This window comes from Anatilimnocola aggregata (genome assembly GCF_007747655.1).
Classification (GTDB): domain Bacteria; phylum Planctomycetota; class Planctomycetia; order Pirellulales; family Pirellulaceae; genus Anatilimnocola; species Anatilimnocola aggregata.
The window spans coordinates 5,203,338-5,226,547 of sequence record NZ_CP036274.1; the positions used below are offsets into that span (position 1 = coordinate 5,203,338).

Sequence of the window (23,210 nt, forward strand, 5' to 3'; positions counted from 1 at the left end):
CTATTTCTTAGCCGTCAATTTGCCGATCAGATACGAGTGGACGGTCGCGGGCTTCGCGTCGGGCGACTTGGGGTAGTTCAACTCGCACTCGACGCCGACGCTCTTGCACTTTTCTTGTAGCGGCAGGCCGTAGTTGGCCGAGTGGGTCGGGTCTTTCGTTTCTTTCCCCATCGCCGGCGCGGAGCCGTAAAAGAGAGCGACCGGCGGATCGTCGGCCGTCACAAGCGAGTACGGCGAATACTCTTGGATCCACGGCATTAGCTTTTCGCGCTCTTCGAGCCAAGTCGCGAACGCCGGCACTTTCTTGTCGCCGCCGCTCGGATAGAAGGCGTGGGCTCCATAAGTCCCGTTCGGCATCCACTCGCGAATTTGCTTGGGGTCGAGCGACGTCTGCGCTCCAACGACCGCAGCGCACGTCAACCGCGTTGATTCACGAGCCACGGGGTCGCTGCTTTTCGGGTCGGCCAGATCGTCGTGAAAAGCGAGCCATAAACTACTGCATGCTCCGGCGGAGCCACCAGTGGCACCAATTCGCTTCTTGTCGATATTCCACTCGGCCGCCTTGCTGCGGACGAATTGCAAGGCTCGGGCCGCATCGTGCAAGGGCGCTTTCACCGGCGGTGTTACGTCGCCAGCCTCTTGCACAAAACGATATTCGACCGACACGACGGAAATGCCCTCGGCGAGGTAAGTCTTGGCACCGAACGCGTTTTTTGAGCCGCCGCGCCACCCGCCGCCGTGGATGTAGAACACCACCGGCGTCGGCTCCTTCGACTCGGCCTTGTAAAAGTCGATCACCTGCTTCGGATGTTCGCCGTACGAAACGTTGGCCAGTGTCGGCGGATCGACCGGGGCCTTCGGTTTCTCGGCAGGCTTTTCTGCGGGCTTGTCGGCGGCACACAACGTGGTTGCCGGAAGCGTAGAAAGGGAGAACCCGAACACCAGGCCGAGAAGGAGAAGTCGGAACATAGTAGTTTCCCAAAAGAGGCGGGAGCGGCGACGCGACGACGTCTACGTTAGCCGCTACGAGCGCCACAATCCAGCATTGCCTGCCGTTCAAGGCCGTTCGGAATTCGCCGAGACGCTGCGGCTAACTGGAAGCACTTTACCGCCCCCGGTGCGCAAGGATTGCTGGATCAATTTTCAATTGACATTCGGAGCGTAACCCACCTAACCTTCGCTAACGGTCGTTTGGTCGCATCAATGAACGTGGCGAATATAAACCGGAGTGCGGCATATGTTCTTGATACTGCTGCTAACGGCTCTGTTAGCGGGTTCTGTTGCGCTCGGTTTGCTGTGGGGCGCATGCCTAGGACGCCGGGATTATTTTTCCTTTCCCATACTCATGGCGGCCCCGATTTTTTCAGGCGTATTGATTGTCGGGTGTTTGGCCGTAGTCTGGACAGCCGGCGAGCGCGAGCGTGTGATCAATCCACTCGACTGGAGAGGTCTAATCACCACAATCGTGGTGTATGGGAGTTTGTGTATGCTTGGCGGGGCCGTACCTGCTCTCCTGGGAAGCTCCGCAGGCCAGTTGGTAAAATTGTGGCTACTTCGCCGCTATGCGCTTAAGCAACCGACCGAAAGAGCGAAAACACACCAGTAAAAGTCAGCGCCGTCGAACCGGGCTCACAGGCGTAGGTGGGGAGGGGGATCGTGGGCGACATTCGCGATTACCTGCCGGACGATGAGTCGAACTGCTTAGACATCTTCGACAGCAACCGCCCGAAGTATTTCACCGGGCCGGAGCGTGATCTCTTCGCCGCCTTCCTTCGGCGGATGGATCAGCCGTACTTTGTGGCCGAGGTCGCAGGGAAGGTCCGCGGATGCGGCGGGTTCCGTGTCGATTACTTCGGCGTGGGCTACCTGGACTGGGGCATGGTCCACGCGAACTGGCACCGGCAGGGCTCGGGAGCGAACCTGCTCCGATGGCGTCTCGAACGGATTCGGCTGATCGCCCATGCGTGGTGCGTTTTGATTGACACCAGTCAGCACACCGCTCCGTTTTTCGCCCGGTTCGGCTTCGAGGCGTTTCGGGTGATCGCCGACGGGTATCAGCCGGGCCTGGACAAAGTGTTCATGCGGCTCGTCTGGGCACCAGGGCACGTCGAACCATGACCTGAGCCTGACCGGGGCCGCAGGTAGTCCCACATCACATGGTCCGTTGCTTGGCGTGAACCACTCGCGATCTCGTTAACAGGCGCAACGGGTTAACAACCCGGTTGCTCTCTGGGCATCGATCGAGACCTTCACGGAAAGTTCCAGTGCGTGCTCTATTCCGATGCCCAGTCAACGCAAAGCAGTTCCGCCTGCATAAGGACTGTTTTCACCGCCTCTTCCTGCAGGTCAGGTGGGTAGCCGAACCTATTCAAGATCCGCTTCACCATCACGCGGATTTTCGCGCGAGCGCTCTCGCGAAGCGTCCAGTCGATCGTGACGCTTTTCCGCACCTGCGTAATCAGTTCCGCCGCGATCACTTTCAGTTGGTCGTTGCCCATCGCCTGAACGGCTGACTCGTTCGCCGCCAGCGCGTCGTAGAAGGCTATTTCGTCGTCGCTCAGGCCCGTTTCCCGACCTGCTTTGGTCGCGGCGTCGAGTTCCTTCGCCAACTTGATAAGCTCGTCGATAACTTCCTGGGTTGCGATTGCCCGGTTGTGGTACGCGTTCAGCGTATTTCGCAGCTTCTCGCTGAAGAGCTGCGACTGAACGAGATTCCGCTTGGCGCGGACCTTTAGCTCGTCCTTCAGCAGCTTTTCCAGTAGCTCCGCGGCGACGTTCTTGTGCTTAAGATTGCGAACCTCCACAAGAAACTGATCCGACAGAATGCTAATGTCGGGCCGCGGAAGCCCGGCCGCGGTGAAGACGTCGATGACCTTGCCCTCGGTGATGATCGCTTTCGACACGAGCTGGCGGATGGCGGCGGCGAGCTGCTCCGGCGTCCTTTTGCTGCCGCCGGTGGTTTGTTTGTTCAGAGCAGCTGAAATCGCCTGGAAAAAGCTGACGTCGTCCCGCACAGCCACAGCTTCGTCGCTCGCGGCGCACAGCGCATAGGCACGCGACAGTTCCATCACGACCTGAACGAATCGGGATTTGCCGTTTTCCTGCTGCAGGATGTGCTCTTGGCCGGCGGGAATCAGAGAAAGCTGCTCGATCGGCGTCCCCGTTGACCACTTGGCCCAGTTAAACCCGTGCAACATGTCCGCGGCGATGCCATGCTTCTCAAGCATCACGGCGATCGCCTTCTTCGTATCGATGGTCGGCTCGCCTTTACCACCGCTCTCGGTATAGGTTGCGAGCGCCTGCTTGAGCTGATCGGCAAGTCCGAGGTAATCGACGACCAGGCCGCCGGGCTTGTCGCGGAACACGCGATTAACGCGAGCGATTGCCTGCATCAGCCCGTGGCCGTGCATCGGCTTGTCCGCGTACATCGTGTGCAAGCACGGCGCATCGAAGCCGGTGAGCCACATGTCGCGGACGATGACGATCCGGAACGGGTCTTTGCTGTCCTTGAACCGCGTCGCCAGCTTGCGGCGCCGGTCTTTGTTACGGATGTGCGGCTGCCAATCGGGGCCGTCCTCGGCGCTGCCAGTCATTACGATCTTTACAACGCAATCTTTGCCCTTCTCGGCTTCAACCTCGTCATCCTTGGCGCTCGCCCAATCCGGCCGGAGCTTGATGATCTGGTCGTACAGATCGACGCAGATGCGGCGGCTCATGCAAACGACCATGGCCTTGCCGTCCATCGCCTCCCAGCGTTTCTCGAAGTGAGCTACTAGGTCGGCGGCGATTAGCTTGAGCCGGTTGGGGTCGCCCACGAGCACTTCCAAGGCGGCCCACTTCGCCTTCAGCTTCTCGCGGTTGGTAAGTTCCTCGCCTTCGGTGATCTCCTCGAACTGCTCGTCGATCTTCGGCAGCTCAGAGGCATTCAGGGCCAGCTTGGCGATGCGGCTTTCGTAGTAAATCGGCACGGTCGCCTTGTCGGCCACGGCCCGTTGAATGTCGTACACGCTGATGTAGTTGCCGAACACCGCCCGGGTGTTGGCATCTTTCAGTTCGATCGGCGTACCCGTGAAACCAATAAACGACGCGTTGGGCAGGGCATCCCTCAGATTCGCGGCCAGGCCGTGTGCGACGTAGCTCGTACCATCCTTACGGTTGACTACGTGCGAGCCAAACTCGTACTGGCTGCGGTGAGCTTCGTCGGCGATGACGATGATGTTCTTGCGCTCAGAGAGGGCGTCAAATCGCTTGCCCTTGGTTTCCGGCACGAACTTTTGCACGGTGGTGAATATGACGCCGCCGCTGGCGACGGAGAGCAGTTCCCGTAACCGTTCCCGGCTTTCTGCCTGCACCGGCATTTGGCCCAGTAGATCGTGGCAGCGTTGGAATTGCCCGAAGAGTTGCTGATCCAGGTCGTTCCGGTCGGTAAGCACGACCAACGTGGGATTCTGCATCGCTGGGTGACGGACGACTCGGGCGGCATAAAACAGCATCGAAAAGCTCTTGCCGCTTCCTTGGGTGTGCCAGACGACGCCGGCCCGCTTGTCTCCAGGTTTTCCGCCAAGCGCACCGGCAGTCTTGCCCATGCCACTGGCGCGGATCGTCTCATCAACCGCGGCGTTGACCGCGTGATACTGGTGGTAGCCAGCAATCACCTTTTGAACCACGCCAGTGTCGGGGTCTTCATCAAAAACGATGAAGTGCTGCAGCATGTCGAGGAATCGGCGGCGCTCAAACACGCCGCGAATCATGACCTCCAACTCCAAAACCGATGCGGGCGACTCACCTTCACCTTCGATCGTCCGCCAAACCTTGAACCACTCCTGATTGGCGGTCAACGACCCAATCCGGGCCTGCAATCCATCGCTGGCGACCAGCACCGCGTTGTAATGCACCAGCGACGGTATTTCTGCCTTGTAAGTCTGCAGCTGTGCATAGGCGGACCAGATCGTGGCGTCTTCATCGGTGGCGTTTTTGAGCTCGATAATCGCCAGCGGCAGTCCGTTGATGAAGATCACTAAATCGGGCCGGCGATTCGCCTGCCCCTCGACGACGGTGAACTGGTTCACGACCAGCCAGTCATTTTTGCTGATGTCAGCAAAGTCGACTAACTTGACATGATCACCGGCAATCGTGCCGTCAGGTCGCGCGTACTCAACCTCAACTCCTTCCCGGAGCATTTTGTGGAAAGCCCGGTTCGTTTGCACGAGCGAAGGCTTTGCAACCAACAGAACCTTGCGGATAGCGTCCTCGCAAGCATCGCCCGGAATACTCGAGTTCAATCGGATAATCGCATCGCGTAGTCGACCTTCAAGCGTTACATGCCCGAACGACGACCGTTCAGCGGCGGGCTCGCCTGGTGCTAGTTGCCACCCATGGCCGACGGTATACCCAAGTTCCCGGAGCCAATCCAAGGTCACAGCTTCAATTGCGGATTCGTTTAGCATTGACTTGCCGCCTAGCTTCTAACGGAGCCGGTATTTCGCCCGAAGGATGAATGGATGGCGTTTTGCGTTGCTTGAGTAATCTTCGTCATCGAACTCCAACTGTACTAGTCGTTCAGGGCTTCCGATCTCTTGCTGGAGCTTCTGCATGTCGACTTCGCGTACCTCGTCTCCCTTGACTGAAATTTGCTGATCTCGCCCGATGATCGGAATATGCAACAGGTGGTTGCCCTGGACATGCTCGCGGCTAAAGAATCTAGCCATGTCAGGATCGACTTCAGTCCAATATTCTTTGCCGAGCACTGGTACTTCTATCGCTTTGGGCTTTTGCGAGAAGAAGCACTCCCTGCCGCTCGCGCGACCATCAATGAACAGGACCGCCTGGGTGGTCACGTCGGGGCCAGGTGGACCTGGTCTCGTAACTCGAAGCACGCCGCCGGATTCGATGATGTTCAGGTTCGCAGCAGCCCAAGCAGCGTCCGTGCCCGCGCGCCTTGCGGTGGGATTTCGCCCGGTTAGGTTTTGGCCCGTAAGGTAACCTGAAAGCGCGATGAGTGGATTCGCATTGACCCAACCGGACTGAAGGGAATGCGAAGGATAGATGAACAACCTAACGTCAGCCGGCGGTGCGAGAAGCGAGTCGAAATCCGCGGAATTGAGGCAAAGATGGACGCGCAACGGGAAGGTAAGCCCGTTAACGTCGTCAGCTTCTGCGTGAATTACAAGTACGTTTGCGCGTTCGACGTCGCCTGGCGGCGGCGCGTCGGGATCATAAAGCGTAGCTTGGTCACGGCAGGCAACTAGATGTGCAAATGCGTCCTGAAAGGGTTGGGCGTCTGCGTCCCCGTGAAGCAGCACAGCAGCTTCGCAATTTCCGCCCTGTGTCGCATTACCGGTAAGATTGTGGCTGCCAGTCCAAAGCCAGCACTCCTGTCCGCTGCGTGCATAAAATACCTTGCTGTGCATCAACGCAGCACCGTTCTTTGCCTTTTCCTTTGGAGCCAGCTTTCCCCAATGCACAAACAGATTGTTTGGAATATGACTGTGCAATTCCCCGAGTCCAGCGTAGTCGGTAGGAGGCGATACCGAGACAACGACAAATGAGCCTGGATTCTGCAGTCGGGGAAGGTGATTCAACAAAACCTGGATCCCTGCTCCTGTGCAAAATGCGCACGCAACTGCGAGGACATCGGTACCGCTTGCAAGCACTTGTTCCAGAGCACGGCGAGCCTTCGCTTGAGGATCTGATGCAAAGAATTGAATATCCACGTTACCCCCGAAGCACTGTCTTGCTCCTGATGACTCAGATCAGGTCCGCTTGATGCGGTAAATCGGAATGCCGTCGCGCAGAATGGGGCGGCCCAGAGCGGTTGTTGTTCCAACCCGCGATCCTTGCGGGGCGTGGTCGATTTCCTTCTTATCGATCTGAAGAGAAGTAATGTCCTGTTCTTCAAATTCGACGTCGAGCTCGAATGAAATCCGGTCACCGATTCGCAAGTCGCCAGAATCAAGCTGGATACTCACTGCTCCCGTCCAAACATGTGCCACTTTCCCGACAAGCTCGTAGTGGTCAGGGATCGGATTGATCCGTCCAATTCGCGCTAACGCCGCTTTTGTGGCTTCCTTCGGCCAGTTCAGTTTGATTGCGCTTCGCACTAGCCGATAAAAATCCCAGCCGGTGACTAGCCCAAACTTCATTTCACTTGCATAGTCAAGAATTTCCTGCCGGAATGGCATCACGTTGTCGCGCTCAAGAGGTGGCAGGTGACGCTGATGGTTAATGATTGTCAGGCCCTGCACTTCAAACTTCCTCCATTCTTGAACTCGAAGTGTCGCGTGCTTCTGCGACTGAAACGCGTCGCTGTCAGCCGGAAATCCGGAAAGACCTTTGACATCGACGATCAACACCGGAGAAGAATCGTGAATTTGGAGATCTTCCCGTCGATCCTTCCCCACGCTATCGCGCTCTTCGTCGACGTCGCGAACTTCGTTGAAGCCAACTGCTGCTAGTCCTTTCTTAACGGCCTCGACAAGGGAGGCGTCGGTCCCTGTGAGCAGATTTTTGATCCAGCCATTCTCACGGATTTCCGAGTCGATCTCAGCAGAAAGCCTATGTGACTCAGCCTCAGCTTGTCGGATCACCTCTACCTGACGATTTCTTAGCTCAAGCACCCTCGGCAACTCGTAAAGCTCTCCCTTGAGCCAAGCACCTTGCTCGATGTGAGGAAACAGGCCAGGACAAAAGACTGGCAGAATACTCGTCACGAATTTAACAATGAATGTAGACTTATCGGTAAGCTGAGGCACAACCACCACGATGCCTTCAGTCGATCCTGGCGCGCGGACCTTCCGGATTGCGGCTACCCCGACGCCATATTTGTTCTTGGCCAGAACTTCCCAGTCTTCGTCGTATAAATCAAACGGAGATAGTGTGCAATTGAATCCTCCTTCGGGGATATGCTTGTTAAGCAACTTGGTTAGCTCACCGAAATCGCCAACGCACACCATTTCTCGGCCATGGTCGGATGTCGTCGCCAACTCATCCAGAGCAGGTAAAAACGCCCAGTTGCTGACTGAGATTTTCTCTTCGATCTTCACTTCATTTGAGTACGGCACATGTCCCCAGAACATCTCCCGCTTCTGGGGATCTTCGGCGAACACGATGAAAGCTCCGCCGTGCTTTAGTATTCGGTGAAAGTCATTGCGAAGTGCCGCAGCGACGCGGCATCTCGGGTCGATTTGACCGGATTTGCAGCTAGACCAAAGGTCTTTAGTGCCTGGCGGTACGTGTTTCTCACCCTGAGGTTCATCGGCGACATCGTCGACTGACAAATCAATTACAACAACTTCTTGTTCCTTGTAATCTGGAAGAGTTGCACTCGCGATGACTGGTCGGAGGCTATCAGATTTGGGGACTCGATAAGGCCGGCCAAAAGTCCCAGAGGTGACATTGAATCCGCTCTTAGCGAGCTGGTCGCCAGCCTCGGGTGGAGTGTCTACAAGGAGTATCCGAGGTTTAGGGTACTTCAATGCCACCGGAGCCGGCTGTGGCGGAGTGGCGAATTTTTCGAGCGCAGTTTTCTTTGCCACTGGAGGATTCACTTCACAGATATTTCGCCGGACAACAGCTTCGGTAGAAGCGTGTCGCGTAAGGCGGCGAGGGTGCGGGACTGCTTGGCGTTCTCGTCGATAAGCTCGAAAAGTGGCTCCGCATTCCGTGCGAATACGGCGGCGAGTTCCTGGTTCGGAATTACGCACTTAAAGGAGGGAATCGCAGTTGGGCTTAGGTGCAGAACGGTCGTTCCGGTCGCATGAGAGTATGTGTGTGACTGAAACGCCTCCGTGAGAAACAGGCAGTAAAGGAACAGGATTGAAACGCAGTCAGACTTTGGTCGGACAATGCCAACATCCAGCGAAGCTACCAATGTCTCGAACCTTTCGTCGCTGCGAACGAGGGCTGGTTTCCCGATTACATCTGCGGCCTGAGTCACATCGGTGAAAGCTACCACGAGGTCCCCAGCGGCAACTCTCTGGTTGGGTTTGTATTCGCCTGTGAATGGCTTTAATCCATCGGCACGGTAGCCCCCACCTCGAAGGAAGGATTTCAGCGTCACGAGGGCGGTCTTTGAATCTGCAAGTTCCTCGCTCCGATATGAGCGTCCTTTGACTACATCTACCAAGTCGCCAATCCGCTTCACGCTCCATCCCTTCGGTATGTGGCCGAGGGCGGAGTCTTGGAAGGAGTCGGGGAAGAGGGCGGCTGTGGCGGGGTTGAGGTTGGGGGGGTGGCGGCCGTCGAGTTTGGCTCGAACGGGGTCGAAATCCACGAACCAGCTTTGGAACAGCGCCCGCGCCATCGCCTCCAGCGTCGAGTTCATCCGCCGGTTCAACTCAATCTTGTCGTCCAGCGCTCCAAGCACCGCCGCGATGGCATTTTGCTCTCGAATCGGAGGAAAAGTTAGCCTGAAATCGCGCTGGTCCGTCATGCTTACGTAGTCAGCTACCATCGAGCCGTGCGTCTTGACGGCATCAAGGTTCGCCCGAAACTCTGCTGAGGTGAGAAGATAGAAGAGGAAGCGAGGCTCCAGATGGTCGGGATCGAGCGAACGCCAATAGCATACCTGTGGCGCAAAGACTGACGCAGGCTGACCGGGGCGAACCAGTCCAACGCGACCAACGGTCCCCTTCGAGATAAATGCCACGTCATAAGGACGCGTTAGTTTTGACTGGACGCGGTCAGCGAACTCAGGCCGAATATGGTCTTCGACTGCCGTGTTGATTCCGCCATCGTTAATATCACCACCACGAACGAACGGTATTCCCACCGGGCCAAGCTCGACGTTGCGAACTCGGTATCCATCGTTCACCGCGAGCACGCCGCGACGAATCATTTCATCCACTTTGGTTTGCTGCCAACTTCTAACCGCCATTCCCCACCCTCCTCAGGTTTGCTTTGATGGCCTGTTCCAGCTTGGCGGACTGGGAGAACTGGGCGTGTAGTTCGGCGACGAGGCGTGGCATCTTTTGCTCGAAGGGGTCGCCGTCGTCTTCGACTTCCTCGGCACCGACGTAACGGCCGGGCGTGAGGACGTGGCCGTGCGCGGCGATTTCGGCCGTGGTGGCGGACTTGCAGAACCCGGCGATGTCCGCGTACTTGCCGGCACTCTTTTCGCCACGCCAGGCGTGGTACGTGCTGACGATCTTCTGGATGTCAGTGTCGGTCAGTTCCCGATGGACGCGGTCGATCAGCGTGCCGAGTTTGCGGGCGTCGATGAAGAGGGTTTGCTTGCGTCGGTCGCGACGCTTGCCATCGTTTTTCTTCTTCGCCAGGAACCAGAGGCAGACAGGAATCTGCGTACTGTAGAAGAGTTGACCAGGCATGGCGACCATGCAATCGACCAGGTCGGCGTCAATGATCGCGCGGCGAATCTCCCCTTCGCCCGATTGATTCGATGACATGCTGCCGTTGGCCAGGACGAACCCGGCCAGGCCATTCGGCGCCAGATGATGGATGAAATGCTGCACCCAGGCGTAGTTGGCGTTTCCCTTGGGCGGGACGCCGTATTGCCAGCGGACGTCGTCGTCCTTGCGGTACCAGTCGGAATCGTTGAACGGCGGATTGGCCAGGACATAGTCGGCGCGGAGGTCGGGATGGAGATCGCGGCGGAAGGTGTCGGCATGTTCGGGGCCGAAGTCGGCCTCGATGCCGCGGAGGGCGAGGTTCATCACGGCCAGGCGGCGGGTGGTGGAGTTGCTCTCCTGGCCGTAGATGGCGATGTCGCCGATCTTGCCGCCGTGGACCTCGACAAACTTTTCTGACTGCACGAACATGCCGCCGGATCCGCAGCAGGGATCGTAGACCCGTCCTTTGTACGGCGCGAGCATTTCGACCAGTACGCGGACCACACACGACGGCGTGTAAAACTGCCCGCCGTTCTTCCCTTCCGCCGACGCGAACTGCGTCAGGAAGTATTCATAGACCCGGCCGAGGATGTCCTTGGCCCGGTTTTCTTTGTCGCCGAGCCCGATCGTGCCAACCAGGTCGATCAGTTCGCCGAGCCGGTGCTTATCGAGCGCCGGCCTGGCGTAGTCCTTCGGGAGCACCCCCTTGAGTCGCGGATTGTCGCGCTCGATGGCGACCATCGCGTCGTCCACCAGCTTGCCGATCGTCGGCTGCTTCGCACTGTTCTGCAGATGCGGCCAGCGAGCCTCCTTCGGCACCCAGAATATATTATCAGCCCGGTATTCGTCGGCATCTTCGGGGTTGGCGCCCTTGTAGTCCCCTTTGCCCTCGACCAGCCGGGCCCGCATCTCCTCGAACGAATCGGAGATGTACTTCAGGAAAATGAGCCCAAGCACGACGTGCTTGTACTCCGCCGCATCCATGTTGTTGCGCAACTTGTCCGCAGTGAGCCAGAGCTTGGCCTCGAACCCGAGATTTGCCGAGGAGTCTTTGGAGGAGGAGGCAGATTTTTTCTTGGCCATTTAGAGAGGCAGGTTCTAACCGCGCAGGCTCAGGAGGGACGAGAGGATCGGAAGAGAGACAGACAACTTCCAAAGTGTCGAGATTCTATCATCTCGCTGTGAACATACCAAATTGCGGTGATCCCCGACCAGCCTGCATTTGTTTCATTGAGTTCCCGGGCCGCTCATTCCTAGTCCAGGCTTCGCGCATTCCATATTTGGCGATGTTTTTTCCAACACGGCGTCGCGGCAATCGGCCTCAGTAACTTCTCCGTGACCGAAGCACGACCGCTTTCGAAAGCTGGCATAGTTTCTGAGTGCTCAAGTCACTCTTCGGCAATGAAGACTGTTCCATCTGAAGTTCGTTTGAACTTGCCGTTACCCAGGTCTTCGACGGTACTCCCATCCGCATCAACCCATCCCCTGGCGGCAGGTAGATTGTTGGGACCATCATGGTCTGGCCGTACCCCGGCCGAATCTATTACATACTGAATCTCTAGTCGCGTGTCTGTTCCTTGGATTCGTACCCGCTTGGCTTTTTTAATTGAACGCGTCATTGCACACCCCTTCGGAAAAAGCAGCTCCCGCGGCGGGAATGATTTACCGTCACACCTGGAACTGTTCTCCATTCTAATCTCAACTTGCCAATAACTTACTGAGAACTACGATGCGCCAGACGCACCGAGTAACAGCTGCCACATCCGCCGTTGCTTCTTCCAGCACGGCGTGGCCGCGATTGGCCTCAATAACTTCTCTGTAAGTGGCGCACGACCGCGTTCGACCGTCGGCAGCAACAGAAGTTCCTCCTGCAGATCGGGCGCTAGGCAGAGAAAGTTCATGATCTGAGCCAGCCTCGCTCTGGACGTGACCAAGTCGGGCCGGCTTCGCGACTTCCTAAGTCGACTAAAAGCCACCGCACAACTTGATTGGACCCCACGAGCATGAAATTCGCACGTTCCCACTCTTAGAGTGGCAAAGCTGAATGGCCGCAGTAGAATCTTACCGGGCGTCTTATCAAAAAGAATGGACTTGCGCTATACCTCAGGAAATCATCGTGGTTGAGCCGAAAGTCACAAAGGTCTTTCCTGTTAATTCCGGAGAACCGCTGGCCCCAGAACATGGTGCCATCTCGACTTGGATTGATGATGCCCTGCAACATCTAGGCGAACACTCCTATTACAAAGACCTCGATCTGAAGGAGCTGCCAAGCGGTGCGGCGCTGCTCGCCGGCGACCCGGAGCAATCGAGGCGTTATTTGATGGCGGCGGTAGCTCAGGTGATTCATTGGGATCGCCTCGCTGCCGAGGTGCGAGCCAGCGGTGAGACTGAGATGCAACGCATCAACGCCCATATGCTTCCAGGCTGGGGTGACGTTTGGGGGCGGCGGAGGAAAGCAGAGGCGGTGATCAGCGCGCTGATGCGACGCAATCTTCCACTTACATCGGGTGATTTAATTGCAATAACGGACTGGTGCAGTGCGGGTCAGAACCTTTCCAGCTACTTTGGGCCATTAGGTGCCATTACGAAGGCGTTGCAGCGATTTGCGGAAACAAACGCTCTCGACCCAGAACTCCACGCAGCGGCAACGCGATTTGGAATCGCTCTTCGCTCAAGTCACGACAAGAATGCCAATCGATTAGGAACCGCGATCGAGCAACTGTGCCCAAACACATCACAAAGCGTAGGAACAGAACCGTCTTCACCGGCCCTCGCGTCACCGCAGCCTGCTCCGGCAGGAGCGTCGCTTGTGATGATACAGCTCAAAGATCACTTTGACATGATTACGGGCAAGGATGAACGGGAGACGTTTGTCTTGGAACCTGATATTTTTCCAATCCAAACGCAATCACCCCTACTCATCGAGCACGACCTGCTGAGTACCGTGCTTGGCGAGGTCGTTGGCAAACCTGGTTATCATCAACCAGAGCTCGAAAAATTGAAAAGCGGTCCACTTCTGCTTACTTTGCCGCCAGCGGAAATGGGAAGGGCCATCTTGGCTGCAGCGGAACGGCACGTCAACGCGCTCATTTCATCCTCGGTTGACTACACACAACACGCGGTCTGGCAATCGCGCTATACGGTTACGTCGCTATGCACGCTACTGGCCAATTGCAACTTTGAGTTCGACCGTGATGGCGCATTTGATTTACTTCTGTATTTATCTGCGATCCCCGTGCACCAGCGCGATGTCATTGTGAAGTTGGGGTCAAGCGTATTGCGCACGATTCGCCTCGAAGCGGCGAAGTCACCGTTGTCTGAAGGTGAGCGATATGTTCTCTCGCTTTATCGAGCTGCCCGGATCTCCGGTCCCCCTTTGGGTGTGCCCTCGGAGGAGGTGATATTGCTGACGAGCTTAATTCAAGACGGCGCAATGTTTGTTTTGACGCCCGGAGAAGCTTGGTCAGATGCCGTCAACTCGCAAATTTCGAACCTACCCGCTGAACGCCAAAAGCGGTGGATCGAGCTACTCAGGCACGCGCTTTCTGCCACCGCAGCCCGTCCCTCCGCGAAATGGATTAAGTCAGCAGATGCACTGATTCAAGCACTTGGCGGCAAAGAGGTTCGGGAAGCCTTTGCCGCTTGGCTTCCTCTCGTAGCGAACGGCCAAACGATTCGCAAGATTGGATCCTATGCTGGTGATACTCGTGGCGGTAGCGACACGATGCACGTAGAGAATGCGAATTGCCTGCGCGGTCTCCTTTGGTGCATTCCGCTCTTGCCGCAGCGTGACGAATTGGTTCGGACTGTGACCAATGTGGCACTTTCGGCTTATAGAAAGGTCCCTGGCGTCGGCCCACGAGCTGTTAAAGTTGGTAACGCCGCGGTCTATGCCCTATCCGAGCTCGCATCCAAAGACGCCGTAGGTCAATTGGCGATGCTGAAGGTGAGAGTGAAGTTCGGTACAGCCCAAAAGGAGATTGAGAAGGCGTTCGATGCAGCTGCCGCGTCCCTGTCGCTGCCACGCGACCAGATCGAAGAGTTGGGTGTTCCATCTTATGGTCTCGAGGAGGTTGGCCACCTTTCTGAAACGCTTGGCAATTACCGCGCAGAGTTGCAAGTAACGGGCTCGGACGCGCGACTGTCGTGGTTCGATGCTACGGGAAAGGCACTCAAAGCCGTACCTGCCAAGGTGAAGAGCGAGTGCAAGGATGAACTGAAGGAGTTGCAGCAATCTCTCAAGGACATTCAGGGGATGCTGCCAGCCCAACGCGATCGAATCGACGGTCTGTTCCTTTCGCAAAAAAGTTGGCTGTTTACGGAATGGTTCGAACGCTACCACAATCATCCACTCGTTGGCACGATCACCCAAAGGTTGCTTTGGTGTGTTGACGGTGCTCCTGCGTTGTTCCAGAGCGGGGTGCCAACCGATGAGCGCGGCGTTACCATCGAGCACGGCAAAACTGCAGAGGTGACGCTCTGGCATCCCGTAGGTAGAACTGTCGAGGAGGTCATTTCTTGGCGACAAAGGCTGGAGACGCTCGCCATTACCCAGCCGTTTAAACAGGCTCACCGCGAAGTCTATTTACTGACTGACGCAGAACGTAACACAAGAACCTATTCCAACCGTTACGCCGCACACGTCATTCGACAACACCAATTCAACGCACTCTGCGCTGCCCGGGGCTGGAAGAACCGGCTGCGGCTGATGGTCGATGACTCTTACTTGCCCCCGACAAAGGAGCTACCCCAATGGGGATTACGGGCAGAATACTGGGTTGAAGGCATCGGCGAGGGACACGGTACGGATACGAATGATTCGGGGGTTTATCTTCGATTAGCAACTGATCAGGTCAGGTTCTATCGTGTGGGGGCTGCAGACAATTACGTTCACGCGAGCGGTGGGCAATACCAGAGCCACGCGCAGGGGCCAGGAGCCGAGAATATCAACGAGCCTGTGCCGCTGGAGCAAGTTCCCGCGTTGGTGTTTTCCGAGATCATGCGCGATGTCGATCTGTTTGTCGGCGTATCCTCTGTGGGGAACGACCCAAATTGGCAGGACGGCGGGCCGGAAGGCCGGTATCGAGAGTACTGGCAAAGTTATGCATTCGGTGAGCTTTCTGGAACTGCGTCGACACGCAAGCAGGTTCTGGAACGCCTGATTCCTCGGCTCAAGATTGCTGCTCGCTGCTCGTTCAATGATCGCTTTCTCGTCGTCCGCGGTGACCTGAGAACGTACAAGATTCACCTGGGATCCGGAAACATTCTCATGGAGCCAAATGATCAATACCTGTGCATCGTTCCCGATGCTAAAAGTCGGTCATCTGAAGACGCTCTTTATCTGCCGTTTGAAGGAGATGCCACGTTATCCATTATCATTAGCAAGGCCTTGCTGCTCGCCGCGGATTCGAAGATCAAGGATCAAACGATCGTGCAACAAATCAAGATCAAATGATCTTCGCCAGCTGGCAGTCAACCAGAAACATCCTCAAAGGACTGAATTCATGTCAGTTGTTGTTACGGTCAGAGACGAAGCCATGTCTGGTGCCGCATACCACGAGTTGCCCCTCGAATTTCCAACCGAGCGGATTACGGTACGCGAACTAATTCGTGCGCGCGTTTACCAGGAAGTTCAAGACTTCAACCTCAAACAGGGGGAACTGGTCTTCTGCGGTTTGGTTCAACCGTCTGACGCAGAGCGAGTGTTAAACGGCTCCCGCAGCGAATATCGCCTCAAACAGCATCGCCAACTCGAATGGAAACCGCAGTTTGAAAAGGCGCTTGAGGCGTTTGATCGGAATGGCTTTTTCATCCTGATGGACGATCAGCAAGCTGAAAGCCTCGACCAAGAGTTCGTGCTCCATCATCAAGCCAGGATCAGCTTCGTTAAGCTGACGCCACTTGTTGGGGGTTAATTCGCGTTGGCGTATGCCGTGAGGTGCCGACTGTTAACCTGTGACTTCGGACAAATCTGCTTCGGTCATATGCGGGGCGAGCCAGTTTAGCTCACTTTGAACCCGTTTAGCCACATTCGCCTCTGTTGTTTCCAGCACGGCGTGGCAGCAATCGGGCGAAGTTGTTTTTCTGTGAACTGGGCACGACCTCTCTCAATCGATGGAAGCAGCAAGATCTGCTCCTGCAGATCAGGTGCAAGGTGAAGCAGATTCATGATCTGCGTTAATCGTGCTCTTGTCACATGCCCCAGACGGGCTGCCTCGGCACGGTCGGCTACCTGGCCGTCTCGGATCAATTGGTCGAGACGAATGGCCAAGGCCATCAGCTTCGCCACGCGAGGCACGCGAGCTTGCAGCCCTGTTGTCCTCCGTGCATCAGTGCCCCTGTTTCGATCTCGATGGCTGGTTTGGAACACAACCTTCCGTTCAATCGTCATCATGCTGCATCATCCTTCCGTTCCGTAAACTCGCGGTCCAGCGCCTCAATGCCACTCGGTCTAAAGGTAATCGAGATACTGCCGGCATCTCCGTCGTAGAGAACGCATTCAATCAACAACTCGAAGATGCGAGCCTGTTCGCGCGGCGTCAATCCATCCCACACCTCGTCGAACCGAAGAAGGGCTTGAGCTATTTCGGCGTCACGGACAGTCATCTGCTCGAGCATTGAGAGTTCAGCGTCGATGGCCGAGATTTGCTGTTCAGCGCAATGAATGCGCTCGTGGAGCGTAGCGAGTTGCGAATCGCTGGGACGAGGTTGCGAAGCGAGTTGAACAAGTTCGGCATGATCGCTGCGGAGTTGGCCTACTAACCGCGCGCGTTCTGCCTGTAGCTTGCGCACCTGGCTTTCAATCTGCTCGCGGGCCTGAGCCAAGGTCTCTCGAATTAGTTCCGGGTCGCGGCCGATTGCCTTGATCTCGCCAACCACGAACCTCTCGATCTCGGCCGCAGGGATGGATGGTGCGGGACACGTTTGCCAGCCGCGTTTCTGGGCACGATTGCAAACATAGTAGCGATATTCGCGCTTGCCACGTGTCGTGTAGGAGTGGCTCATGCCGCACTTGCAAGGCTTGCACTGGAGCAGTCCGCGTAGCAGCGCACCATGCTTGTTCCGAACACCGCGTCCACCGCTGCGGCCATTTCGCTCGAGCAGCGATTGGACGCGGTTAAAGACGTCCTCCGGCACGATCGCCTGGTGTTCGCCCGCGTGGACTTCCTCCTTGTACCGGACCTTGCCGATATAGGTTGGATTCGTCAGCAGCTGATGCAGTGAGTTCTTGTCGACCAGTCGACCGCCCCGTACCGATCCCTTGCGCGTATTCCACCGCTTAGTTCGCCAGCCTCGCAAGTTCAATTCGTCGCTAACCGCGAGCAGGGACTGGCGTTCCAGGTACATTTCGAAAATCTGCCGAACTATCTCGGCTTCACCGGGATCCACCACAAGTTTCGTGTCGACCACGTTGTAGCCGAGAACTGGCATGCCGCCTGACCATTTTCCTTTACGCCGAGCCGCGGCGATTTTGTCGCGAGTTCGCTCGCTGATCATTTCCCGTTCGAACTGAGCGAACGAGAGCAGCACATTCAGAATGAGCCGACCCATCGACGTCGCCGTGTTGAATGCCTGCGTCACGCTGACGAACGAAACCTTGTGCCGTTCAAACACTTCGATGATCTTGCCGAAGTCGAGCAGGCTCCGGCTCAAGCGGTCGACTTTGTAAACGACCACGCAGTCAATCTTGCCGGCCTCGATGTCGGCAATCAGTTGACGCAGGCCGGGGCGATCCATGTTGGCGCCGGTGAAGCCGCCATCATCGTACTGCGTCGGTGAACAAACCCAGCCTTCATGCAGCTGGCTCTTGATGTACGCCTCGCCCGCCTCGCGCTGCGCGTCGAGCGAATTGAATTCCTGCTGCAATCCTTCCTCGGTCGACTTGCGTGTGTAGATCGCGCAGCGAATGTTCTTCGGCGCTGGCGATTTGATTTGTTGGCGTCTCATTTCGCACCCGCTTTCTCGCGCAGGCCGAAGAAGTGAAATCCGTTCCAGTGTTTGCCGGTGATCGCTTTTGCCACCGCGGTCAGTGACTTGTAGCGCTCACCTTCGCATTCGAACCCCTCGTCGAGCGCTATCACGCGGATGGTCCGCCCCTTGTACTCGCGCTTAAGCCTCGTGCCCGGCAGCAAGTGCGTGGCTGCGGTGATCTTTGCTGGCACCGTCTTCGTGCGTTCGTCGACACCGTCGGTTGATCGCCGTGGACGCGGTGCGGTGACGCGGAGGTCGGCATCGTTGGCCAGCTCCATCGCCCGCCGGCGAGCTCGCTCCGACAATCCGCCTTCCGCGTTCGCCTGCATTCGCCAGGCAATCCGCTTGATCAGCCAATCTTTGTTGCGGCCGGTGGTCGCTTCGCCAAAAACCTCGGCGAACTTCCCCCGCAGTTCGTCAACAGTCATCCGCTGCATCGCGGTGACCTCTTTGTCAATGTTCAGCATGTCTGCTCCTAGGTTTAGAAACTCTCGGGACCGTTAACCCGTGTGGACACTGAGCACGGTTTCTTTCCGAAGCTCAAGGCCTCCGGCTGAGAATCGAGGAGAGTTTTCGTCGATGCCGGTGGCCTGGCATTGCCTGCCGCACGCTGGCGATCAACCAGCCGTAACAAGCCCCGCGCCAGGATGTTAGCGAGTTCGTGCCGGCGTTCTTCGGGTGATAGATCGTCGGAGTTGGTGGCGTTACGCATGGGCTTTCTCACAAGCAGTTCTTTGGATCCCGCGAAGCGATTCCACGGACGTTCGAATGCTTGTTAACAACCCGGTCGACGGCGGAACTGACGAATTTGTCCAGAGAGAATCCTGCGGCTAAAGGACGTATCTCTAGGCCAGCAAGGCACTTAAAAATGCTAGCAAAAATCTGCTTGCGTTAGCCCGTCAGTCTCGATATAAATCCCGTCAGTGGTATTCTTAGTCTGTTAGCGCTAATTGGAATTGCTCATGGCCAAACGTAAGCGACCTGGTCGGCCCTTCGTGGAGAAGATCACGGATGCCCAGCGAACAACGCTGCAGGCGATCCGCGATTTCATCACGCAGCACGAGTTTCCGCCGACGATGCAGGAGCTCGGTCAGAAGCTGAAGATCAGCGGCGCCAGCGCTCATCAGCTGGTGCGGCAGCTCGAGCGTAAGGGATACGTCAGTCGTATCCCGAAGCAAGCTCGCAGCCTCAAAGTCCTGCGGGAAATCGAACAGCAGCCCGCTTCGCTCGTCTCGGTCGAACTGCTCGGGATGGTGGCGGCGGGCCAAGAATTGTGGGCCGACGAAAACAGGCTCGGCGAGGTCATGGTGGAAAGCAGCCTTATTGGTCGTGGCAAGCACTACGCCTTGCGGGTGAAGGGCCAGAGCATGATCAACGCTGGCATCCGGGAAGGCGACATCGTGATCGTCAGGCAGCAGCCGGTAGCCGAAAGCGGCGAAATCGTCGTAGCGTCGACCAGTAAGGGGACCACGGTGAAGCGGCTGTTCATGCAAGGGGACCAGATTGAGCTGCGCCCCGAAAACAAGCTGTTCAAGCCGATTCTCGTATCCGAAGAATCGGATCTCAGAATTCTAGGAAAGGTGATTGGTATCAGACACTCTGCAGTAAAGGAAGGATGACATGACTGTGCGACCGTTTTCAGTTCCGACCGTACTTCGCTCGACACCCAATGAATTGCTCCAACAGTGCTTCCAGGAATTGGGACACGGCGACAGCAGGATTCCCTGGTTGTGGCTGAAGCATAAGGAAATCGACCCCATTCAAAACTATCTCGACAGCTTGCCCCTCGAGGAGCGGAACGCGATCGAGGGTGTGCTCCGCAATGTCTTCGAGCTCGCCAACGAGCCTGGTTACCGTGCCATCTTGGAAGCGGCTCCGCATTGCGCCGTGTACAACTTGCCGGCCCTGGTGCCGGAAGACTTGAGCATCTCCGGCCGAGTGATGTGGGTTTGGCTGCACCAGCGGCCGACCTTCGAGAAAGCGCTCATCATTAACCAGGTCGAACAGTTGTCCTGGTGGCGTAAGCGAAATGATCTTCCCAAGGAGGAGCCGGATACCAGTCCCAGCGCGAAACGTGCCCTGGCCAACGACATCTCGCATCTGTTCAAAGATCAGGGACGGGGGAAAGACTGTAGCGTCGAAGTCATGTCGCGCGACTGCATCGATTACTTCTTCGTGCATCCCGACGATTTCGTGAAGAACGTGACCGTTCACGATCAACACGGCAAGCTCACCGACGAACCCATTCGTCAGACGTTCCTGGTCGTGTTTGCCTACAATCGTTCGCAAGGCACCCTCGAGACGTTTGCCAGACTGCCGAAAAAAGAGAAAGAACGGCTCGAATGGATCTTTGCCAGTAACATTCTGGGTGTAAATCTCCCGCCGCATGAGCCCGAGCCGGCCTATGAACTGGACCACCTCAAAGATCCGATGTTCCTGCTCGAAACGGACGCGGCGGACTTACTGAGTGTCCACATTCGCAAGATGCGACTCGAACCGCCGAATGGCCGTCGGACTTTGATCGAAATCAACGACCAGGACTCCGAGGACAGCATCCACTGCGCCATCCATGACTGCTTGAATCTGGAATACATTCCGCTCGAGCGGTGGGCCGTTTCGATGGTCACCATTTGCTTTGAATTTCGATTCAAGGATGGCCGTAAGCCGGGTCAGGTGAGCGTTGACATCAGCTATCCGCACTCGGCTGGCCTACGAGGCATTCGGCCCGAACGTCTCGAACTCATCCAAAAGTATCTGAAGCGCTGGGGAATCGAACGTGTCGCAGACGCTGACGAGGATGATGATGACCTGGGAGATCAATCACCCAGTTCTAAATGCGCATGAGGTCGTCGGCGATCTCGCAGCGCTCGTTACTACGCTGCAGAAGCAAGGGATCTTGCTTCCCACGACGCCCGCGGCAGCGTTCACTTGCACGGAATGCGGTGAACGCCAGCGGTTGATCTACATCACCGGTCAGAAAGATACGACGCACGCTTACATCAACTGCCGTGACTGCGGGCCGTCGAGAGTCGAAGATTCGCTCCTCTTACGCTGGCAAATCGACTCTCGCAAGTTCATTGGCGCGATCTTCCAATCGTTCGACCTGTCGGTTCGCGAGCACCTTCCGCGGCAACTGTGGCATCTGGGCCGGGCCAACCTGGCGGGCCGCAGCCGCGACGTCTGGTTCGTCCGGAACTATCAGCCCTCACAGGTTGATCCAGTCGTTACCGCGCTGAAAACGCGCCCGAAGTCGATTGTGTTTGCTCCGCTCGAATCGAGCGTCTTGCGTTGGCAGGCGAAGCTGCCCAATCTGGTCTTCGCACTGGAATCAACACTTGGCAGCGACGGAATCAGTCTCGATATCGAAGCTATCGAATCGCGAATTGCCGAGCTTGAGCCGAAGGCTAAGGTGAGCAAAACGACAGACAAGGTCTCCGCCAGGCGAGCGCTGCGACTCTCGCATATCGAGTTACTTCGCAACGAACTGATCAAGCATCTGCGCTCTGCCCGCGATCACGCGTATGCCCAAAAGGAGTTAACGGGCAAGTCGAAGCTGCTCAAGCGACCGTCCAAAAAGAAGCTCGGCGAGTTGGTTGGCTTACGAAGTGACACAGTGACTCGCTGCTTTCAAGATCGCTCTGCCAAGGAACTCGGCCTCCTCTGGAAATTGGCCGTCGATCTTCCTCGCCTCATCAAGTGGACCGGCTCGATTTCGAAAGTGAGGACCTAGCGTTTTTGCAGTTGCCCTGATTTGCTGCAACGGACGATCTGCAATTTAATGCTGCCAACAGCCTGTGGCCCAACGACTTGCGTTGAGCCACAGGTTTTTTCGTGCGCCGTGCTGCAATTCGGCCGGCGGGTGTTGCTGTGCCTAGTAGTGCACAGCGGGTTCAACACCCGTCGGAGTCGCGCACATGGATCGTTCGAAGCAGTCACACGGCACCTCAGCAGATCAGCTGGATTCATTCACTCAGGGATTCGTTCGCAAGTGTGCGCGCAATCTCATCGGCAAATTCGGATTTCGACACCAAGACCGGGATGACATCGAGCAGCGGCTCTATCTGAAGCTGGCCAAGCACTTACCTGCTGCTCAACCCGATGATCCGAAGTGGAAGGCATTCGTATCCCTCACGGTCAAACGGCACATCGTCAATATGGTCCGGGACCGTGAGGCGGCAAAGCGCGATGATCGAGGAACCTGTTCCATTTACGTGCGAATCGGAGCGCCCAACGATGCCGTCGAACTATCGGCGACGCTGATCCACCGAGAGATTCCATCCCGTCGCGGTCGGAGCAATCGCACGGAGCAGGAACTCTTGGAACTGCTGATCGACGTAGCAGACAGTATCTCCGCTGTCGCGGACGACAAGCAGCGCGAGCTGTTGGAGCGGTTAGAGAGCACCTCGATCGCGCAGATAGCCCGGGAAATGGGTGTCCCGCGCACCACACTCAACTCGTGGTTACCGAGACTTCGGGAGCACTTCGAAAAACGCAGTCTCAAGGAATATTTGTAATTGGTTTCGTCAGTTCGTTCCCGAACCGGGTTTTTAATAGGTATCTACTGCTCGTCTCAAGGAGTTCACTGTGGTCATGAATATTTATCGGTATCGGTTCAACGAGTCGGTTCCCGCCGAGGAGATCGAAGCGGCTATCTTGCTGGCGATTTGGGGCTGCGAAGCGCTACATGGCGAATCCCAGACGCGTCTCGATGCAGCACATTTCTTCGATCTGGAATCAAAGACTTGCATCATTGATGCGGGCACCGACGTCGGCCGGGACTTCTGCCGGTTGTTCGTGAATTTCGTTCGTCGTGAATGCGGAGATGACTCGTTCGAAGTAGAGCGGGCGACAACCGCTGACGCATTAGCACCTTCAAAACCTTCGTGATGTTGT

19 protein-coding genes are annotated in these 23,210 nt (G+C 56.7%); 8 read left to right on the top strand and 11 right to left on the bottom strand.

What is annotated here, in order from left to right:
• Entirely contained in the window at window positions 1–969 is a 969-nt protein-coding gene (locus tag ETAA8_RS19370; RefSeq protein ID WP_145092007.1) for an alpha/beta hydrolase, read from the bottom strand.
• Window positions 970–1,656: 687 nt separating this feature from the next.
• Here ETAA8_RS19370 and ETAA8_RS19375 point away from each other — a divergent pair.
• Complete coding sequence (locus ETAA8_RS19375; protein WP_202921099.1) at window positions 1,657–2,118, top strand: GNAT family N-acetyltransferase; 462 nt, start codon at window positions 1,657–1,659, stop codon at window positions 2,116–2,118.
• 155 nt (window positions 2,119–2,273) lie between these two features.
• Here ETAA8_RS19375 and ETAA8_RS19380 read toward each other — a convergent pair whose 3' ends face one another.
• From ETAA8_RS19380 to ETAA8_RS34760, 7 genes are all read right to left on the bottom strand, one after another.
• Entirely contained in the window at window positions 2,274–5,447 is a 3,174-nt protein-coding gene (locus ETAA8_RS19380) for a type I restriction endonuclease subunit R (RefSeq protein WP_145092013.1), read from the bottom strand.
• A gap of 18 nt (window positions 5,448–5,465) precedes the next feature.
• Window positions 5,466–6,713 (bottom strand): phospholipase D-like domain-containing protein, encoded by a 1,248-nt coding sequence (locus ETAA8_RS19385; RefSeq protein ID WP_145092016.1) that lies wholly within the window; start codon window positions 6,711–6,713, stop codon window positions 5,466–5,468.
• A gap of 39 nt (window positions 6,714–6,752) precedes the next feature.
• Window positions 6,753–8,105, bottom strand: coding sequence for a hypothetical protein (locus tag ETAA8_RS19390; protein WP_145092019.1), 1,353 nt, complete (start codon window positions 8,103–8,105; stop codon window positions 6,753–6,755).
• Window positions 8,106–8,542: 437 nt separating this feature from the next.
• Window positions 8,543–9,820, bottom strand: coding sequence for a restriction endonuclease subunit S (locus ETAA8_RS19395; RefSeq protein WP_238397425.1), 1,278 nt, complete (start codon window positions 9,818–9,820; stop codon window positions 8,543–8,545).
• A gap of 43 nt (window positions 9,821–9,863) precedes the next feature.
• Window positions 9,864–11,429, bottom strand: coding sequence for a class I SAM-dependent DNA methyltransferase (locus tag ETAA8_RS19400; protein ID WP_145092025.1), 1,566 nt, complete (start codon window positions 11,427–11,429; stop codon window positions 9,864–9,866).
• Between the two features lie 305 nt (window positions 11,430–11,734).
• Complete coding sequence (locus ETAA8_RS19405; RefSeq protein WP_145092028.1) at window positions 11,735–11,965, bottom strand: hypothetical protein; 231 nt, start codon at window positions 11,963–11,965, stop codon at window positions 11,735–11,737.
• Between the two features lie 105 nt (window positions 11,966–12,070).
• Entirely contained in the window at window positions 12,071–12,247 is a 177-nt protein-coding gene (locus ETAA8_RS34760; protein ID WP_202921100.1) for a hypothetical protein, read from the bottom strand.
• Window positions 12,248–12,390: 143 nt separating this feature from the next.
• Here ETAA8_RS34760 and ETAA8_RS19410 point away from each other — a divergent pair, with 143 nt between their 5' ends.
• Window positions 12,391–15,801 (top strand): DUF4132 domain-containing protein, encoded by a 3,411-nt coding sequence (locus ETAA8_RS19410; protein WP_145092030.1) that lies wholly within the window; start codon window positions 12,391–12,393, stop codon window positions 15,799–15,801.
• Window positions 15,802–15,850: 49 nt separating this feature from the next.
• Window positions 15,851–16,261, top strand: a complete 411-nt coding sequence (locus ETAA8_RS19415) for a hypothetical protein (protein WP_145092033.1) — start codon at window positions 15,851–15,853, stop codon at window positions 16,259–16,261.
• A gap of 86 nt (window positions 16,262–16,347) precedes the next feature.
• On the opposite strand, the gene ETAA8_RS19420 is transcribed toward ETAA8_RS19415, so the two are convergent.
• The 3 genes from ETAA8_RS19420 to ETAA8_RS19430 are packed head-to-tail and all read right to left on the bottom strand — an operon-like array spanning window position 16,348 to window position 18,784.
• Window positions 16,348–16,740 carry a hypothetical protein gene (locus ETAA8_RS19420; RefSeq protein WP_145092036.1) on the bottom strand — a complete coding sequence of 131 codons (393 nt, stop codon included), beginning with the start codon at window positions 16,738–16,740 and terminating at the stop codon, window positions 16,348–16,350.
• On the bottom strand, window positions 16,737–18,293 hold the full coding sequence (locus ETAA8_RS19425) for a recombinase family protein (protein WP_145092039.1): 1,557 nt from the start codon (window positions 18,291–18,293) through the stop codon (window positions 16,737–16,739). Before ETAA8_RS19425 ends, ETAA8_RS19420 begins: the two co-directional genes overlap by 4 nt.
• On the bottom strand, window positions 18,290–18,784 hold the full coding sequence (locus ETAA8_RS19430; RefSeq protein WP_145092042.1) for a DUF2924 domain-containing protein: 495 nt from the start codon (window positions 18,782–18,784) through the stop codon (window positions 18,290–18,292). The genes ETAA8_RS19425 and ETAA8_RS19430 overlap by 4 nt, the downstream gene beginning before the upstream one ends.
• A gap of 495 nt (window positions 18,785–19,279) precedes the next feature.
• Between ETAA8_RS19430 and lexA the strand changes: the two genes are divergently transcribed.
• From lexA to ETAA8_RS19455, 5 genes are all read left to right on the top strand, one after another.
• A complete protein-coding gene (lexA, locus tag ETAA8_RS19435; protein ID WP_145092045.1) occupies window positions 19,280–19,936 on the top strand; it encodes a transcriptional repressor LexA in 657 nt (218 codons plus the stop codon).
• Window position 19,937: 1 nt separating this feature from the next.
• Window positions 19,938–21,161, top strand: a complete 1,224-nt coding sequence (locus tag ETAA8_RS19440) for a hypothetical protein (protein WP_145092048.1) — start codon at window positions 19,938–19,940, stop codon at window positions 21,159–21,161.
• Entirely contained in the window at window positions 21,094–22,047 is a 954-nt protein-coding gene (locus tag ETAA8_RS19445) for a hypothetical protein (protein ID WP_145092050.1), read from the top strand. The genes ETAA8_RS19440 and ETAA8_RS19445 overlap by 68 nt, the downstream gene beginning before the upstream one ends.
• Window positions 22,048–22,231: 184 nt before the next feature.
• A complete protein-coding gene (locus ETAA8_RS19450; protein ID WP_145092053.1) occupies window positions 22,232–22,831 on the top strand; it encodes a sigma-70 RNA polymerase sigma factor region 4 domain-containing protein in 600 nt (199 codons plus the stop codon).
• Between the two features lie 76 nt (window positions 22,832–22,907).
• On the top strand, window positions 22,908–23,204 hold the full coding sequence (locus ETAA8_RS19455; protein ID WP_145092056.1) for a hypothetical protein: 297 nt from the start codon (window positions 22,908–22,910) through the stop codon (window positions 23,202–23,204).
• Window positions 23,205–23,210: the final 6 nt, after the last annotated feature.

What these genes read in the sequence shown, in the direction of transcription:
- ETAA8_RS19430 (WP_145092042.1), bottom strand. Translation starts at nt 18,784, where the DNA reads ATGCTGAACATTGACAAAGAGGTCACCGCGATGCAGCGGATGACTGTT.
- ETAA8_RS19405 (WP_145092028.1), bottom strand. Translation starts at nt 11,965, where the DNA reads ATGACGCGTTCAATTAAAAAAGCCAAGCGGGTACGAATCCAAGGAACA.
- ETAA8_RS19450 (WP_145092053.1), top strand. Translation starts at nt 22,232, where the DNA reads ATGGATCGTTCGAAGCAGTCACACGGCACCTCAGCAGATCAGCTGGAT.
- ETAA8_RS19370 (WP_145092007.1), bottom strand. Translation starts at nt 969, where the DNA reads ATGTTCCGACTTCTCCTTCTCGGCCTGGTGTTCGGGTTCTCCCTTTCT.
- ETAA8_RS34760 (WP_202921100.1), bottom strand. Translation starts at nt 12,247, where the DNA reads ATGAACTTTCTCTGCCTAGCGCCCGATCTGCAGGAGGAACTTCTGTTG.
- ETAA8_RS19380 (WP_145092013.1), bottom strand. Translation starts at nt 5,447, where the DNA reads ATGCTAAACGAATCCGCAATTGAAGCTGTGACCTTGGATTGGCTCCGG.
- ETAA8_RS19440 (WP_145092048.1), top strand. Translation starts at nt 19,938, where the DNA reads ATGACTGTGCGACCGTTTTCAGTTCCGACCGTACTTCGCTCGACACCC.
- ETAA8_RS19420 (WP_145092036.1), bottom strand. Translation starts at nt 16,740, where the DNA reads ATGATGACGATTGAACGGAAGGTTGTGTTCCAAACCAGCCATCGAGAT.
- ETAA8_RS19455 (WP_145092056.1), top strand. Translation starts at nt 22,908, where the DNA reads ATGAATATTTATCGGTATCGGTTCAACGAGTCGGTTCCCGCCGAGGAG.
- ETAA8_RS19400 (WP_145092025.1), bottom strand. Translation starts at nt 11,429, where the DNA reads ATGGCCAAGAAAAAATCTGCCTCCTCCTCCAAAGACTCCTCGGCAAAT.
- ETAA8_RS19410 (WP_145092030.1), top strand. Translation starts at nt 12,391, where the DNA reads ATGGCCGCAGTAGAATCTTACCGGGCGTCTTATCAAAAAGAATGGACT.
- lexA (WP_145092045.1), top strand. Translation starts at nt 19,280, where the DNA reads ATGGCCAAACGTAAGCGACCTGGTCGGCCCTTCGTGGAGAAGATCACG.
- ETAA8_RS19425 (WP_145092039.1), bottom strand. Translation starts at nt 18,293, where the DNA reads ATGAGACGCCAACAAATCAAATCGCCAGCGCCGAAGAACATTCGCTGC.
- ETAA8_RS19415 (WP_145092033.1), top strand. Translation starts at nt 15,851, where the DNA reads ATGTCAGTTGTTGTTACGGTCAGAGACGAAGCCATGTCTGGTGCCGCA.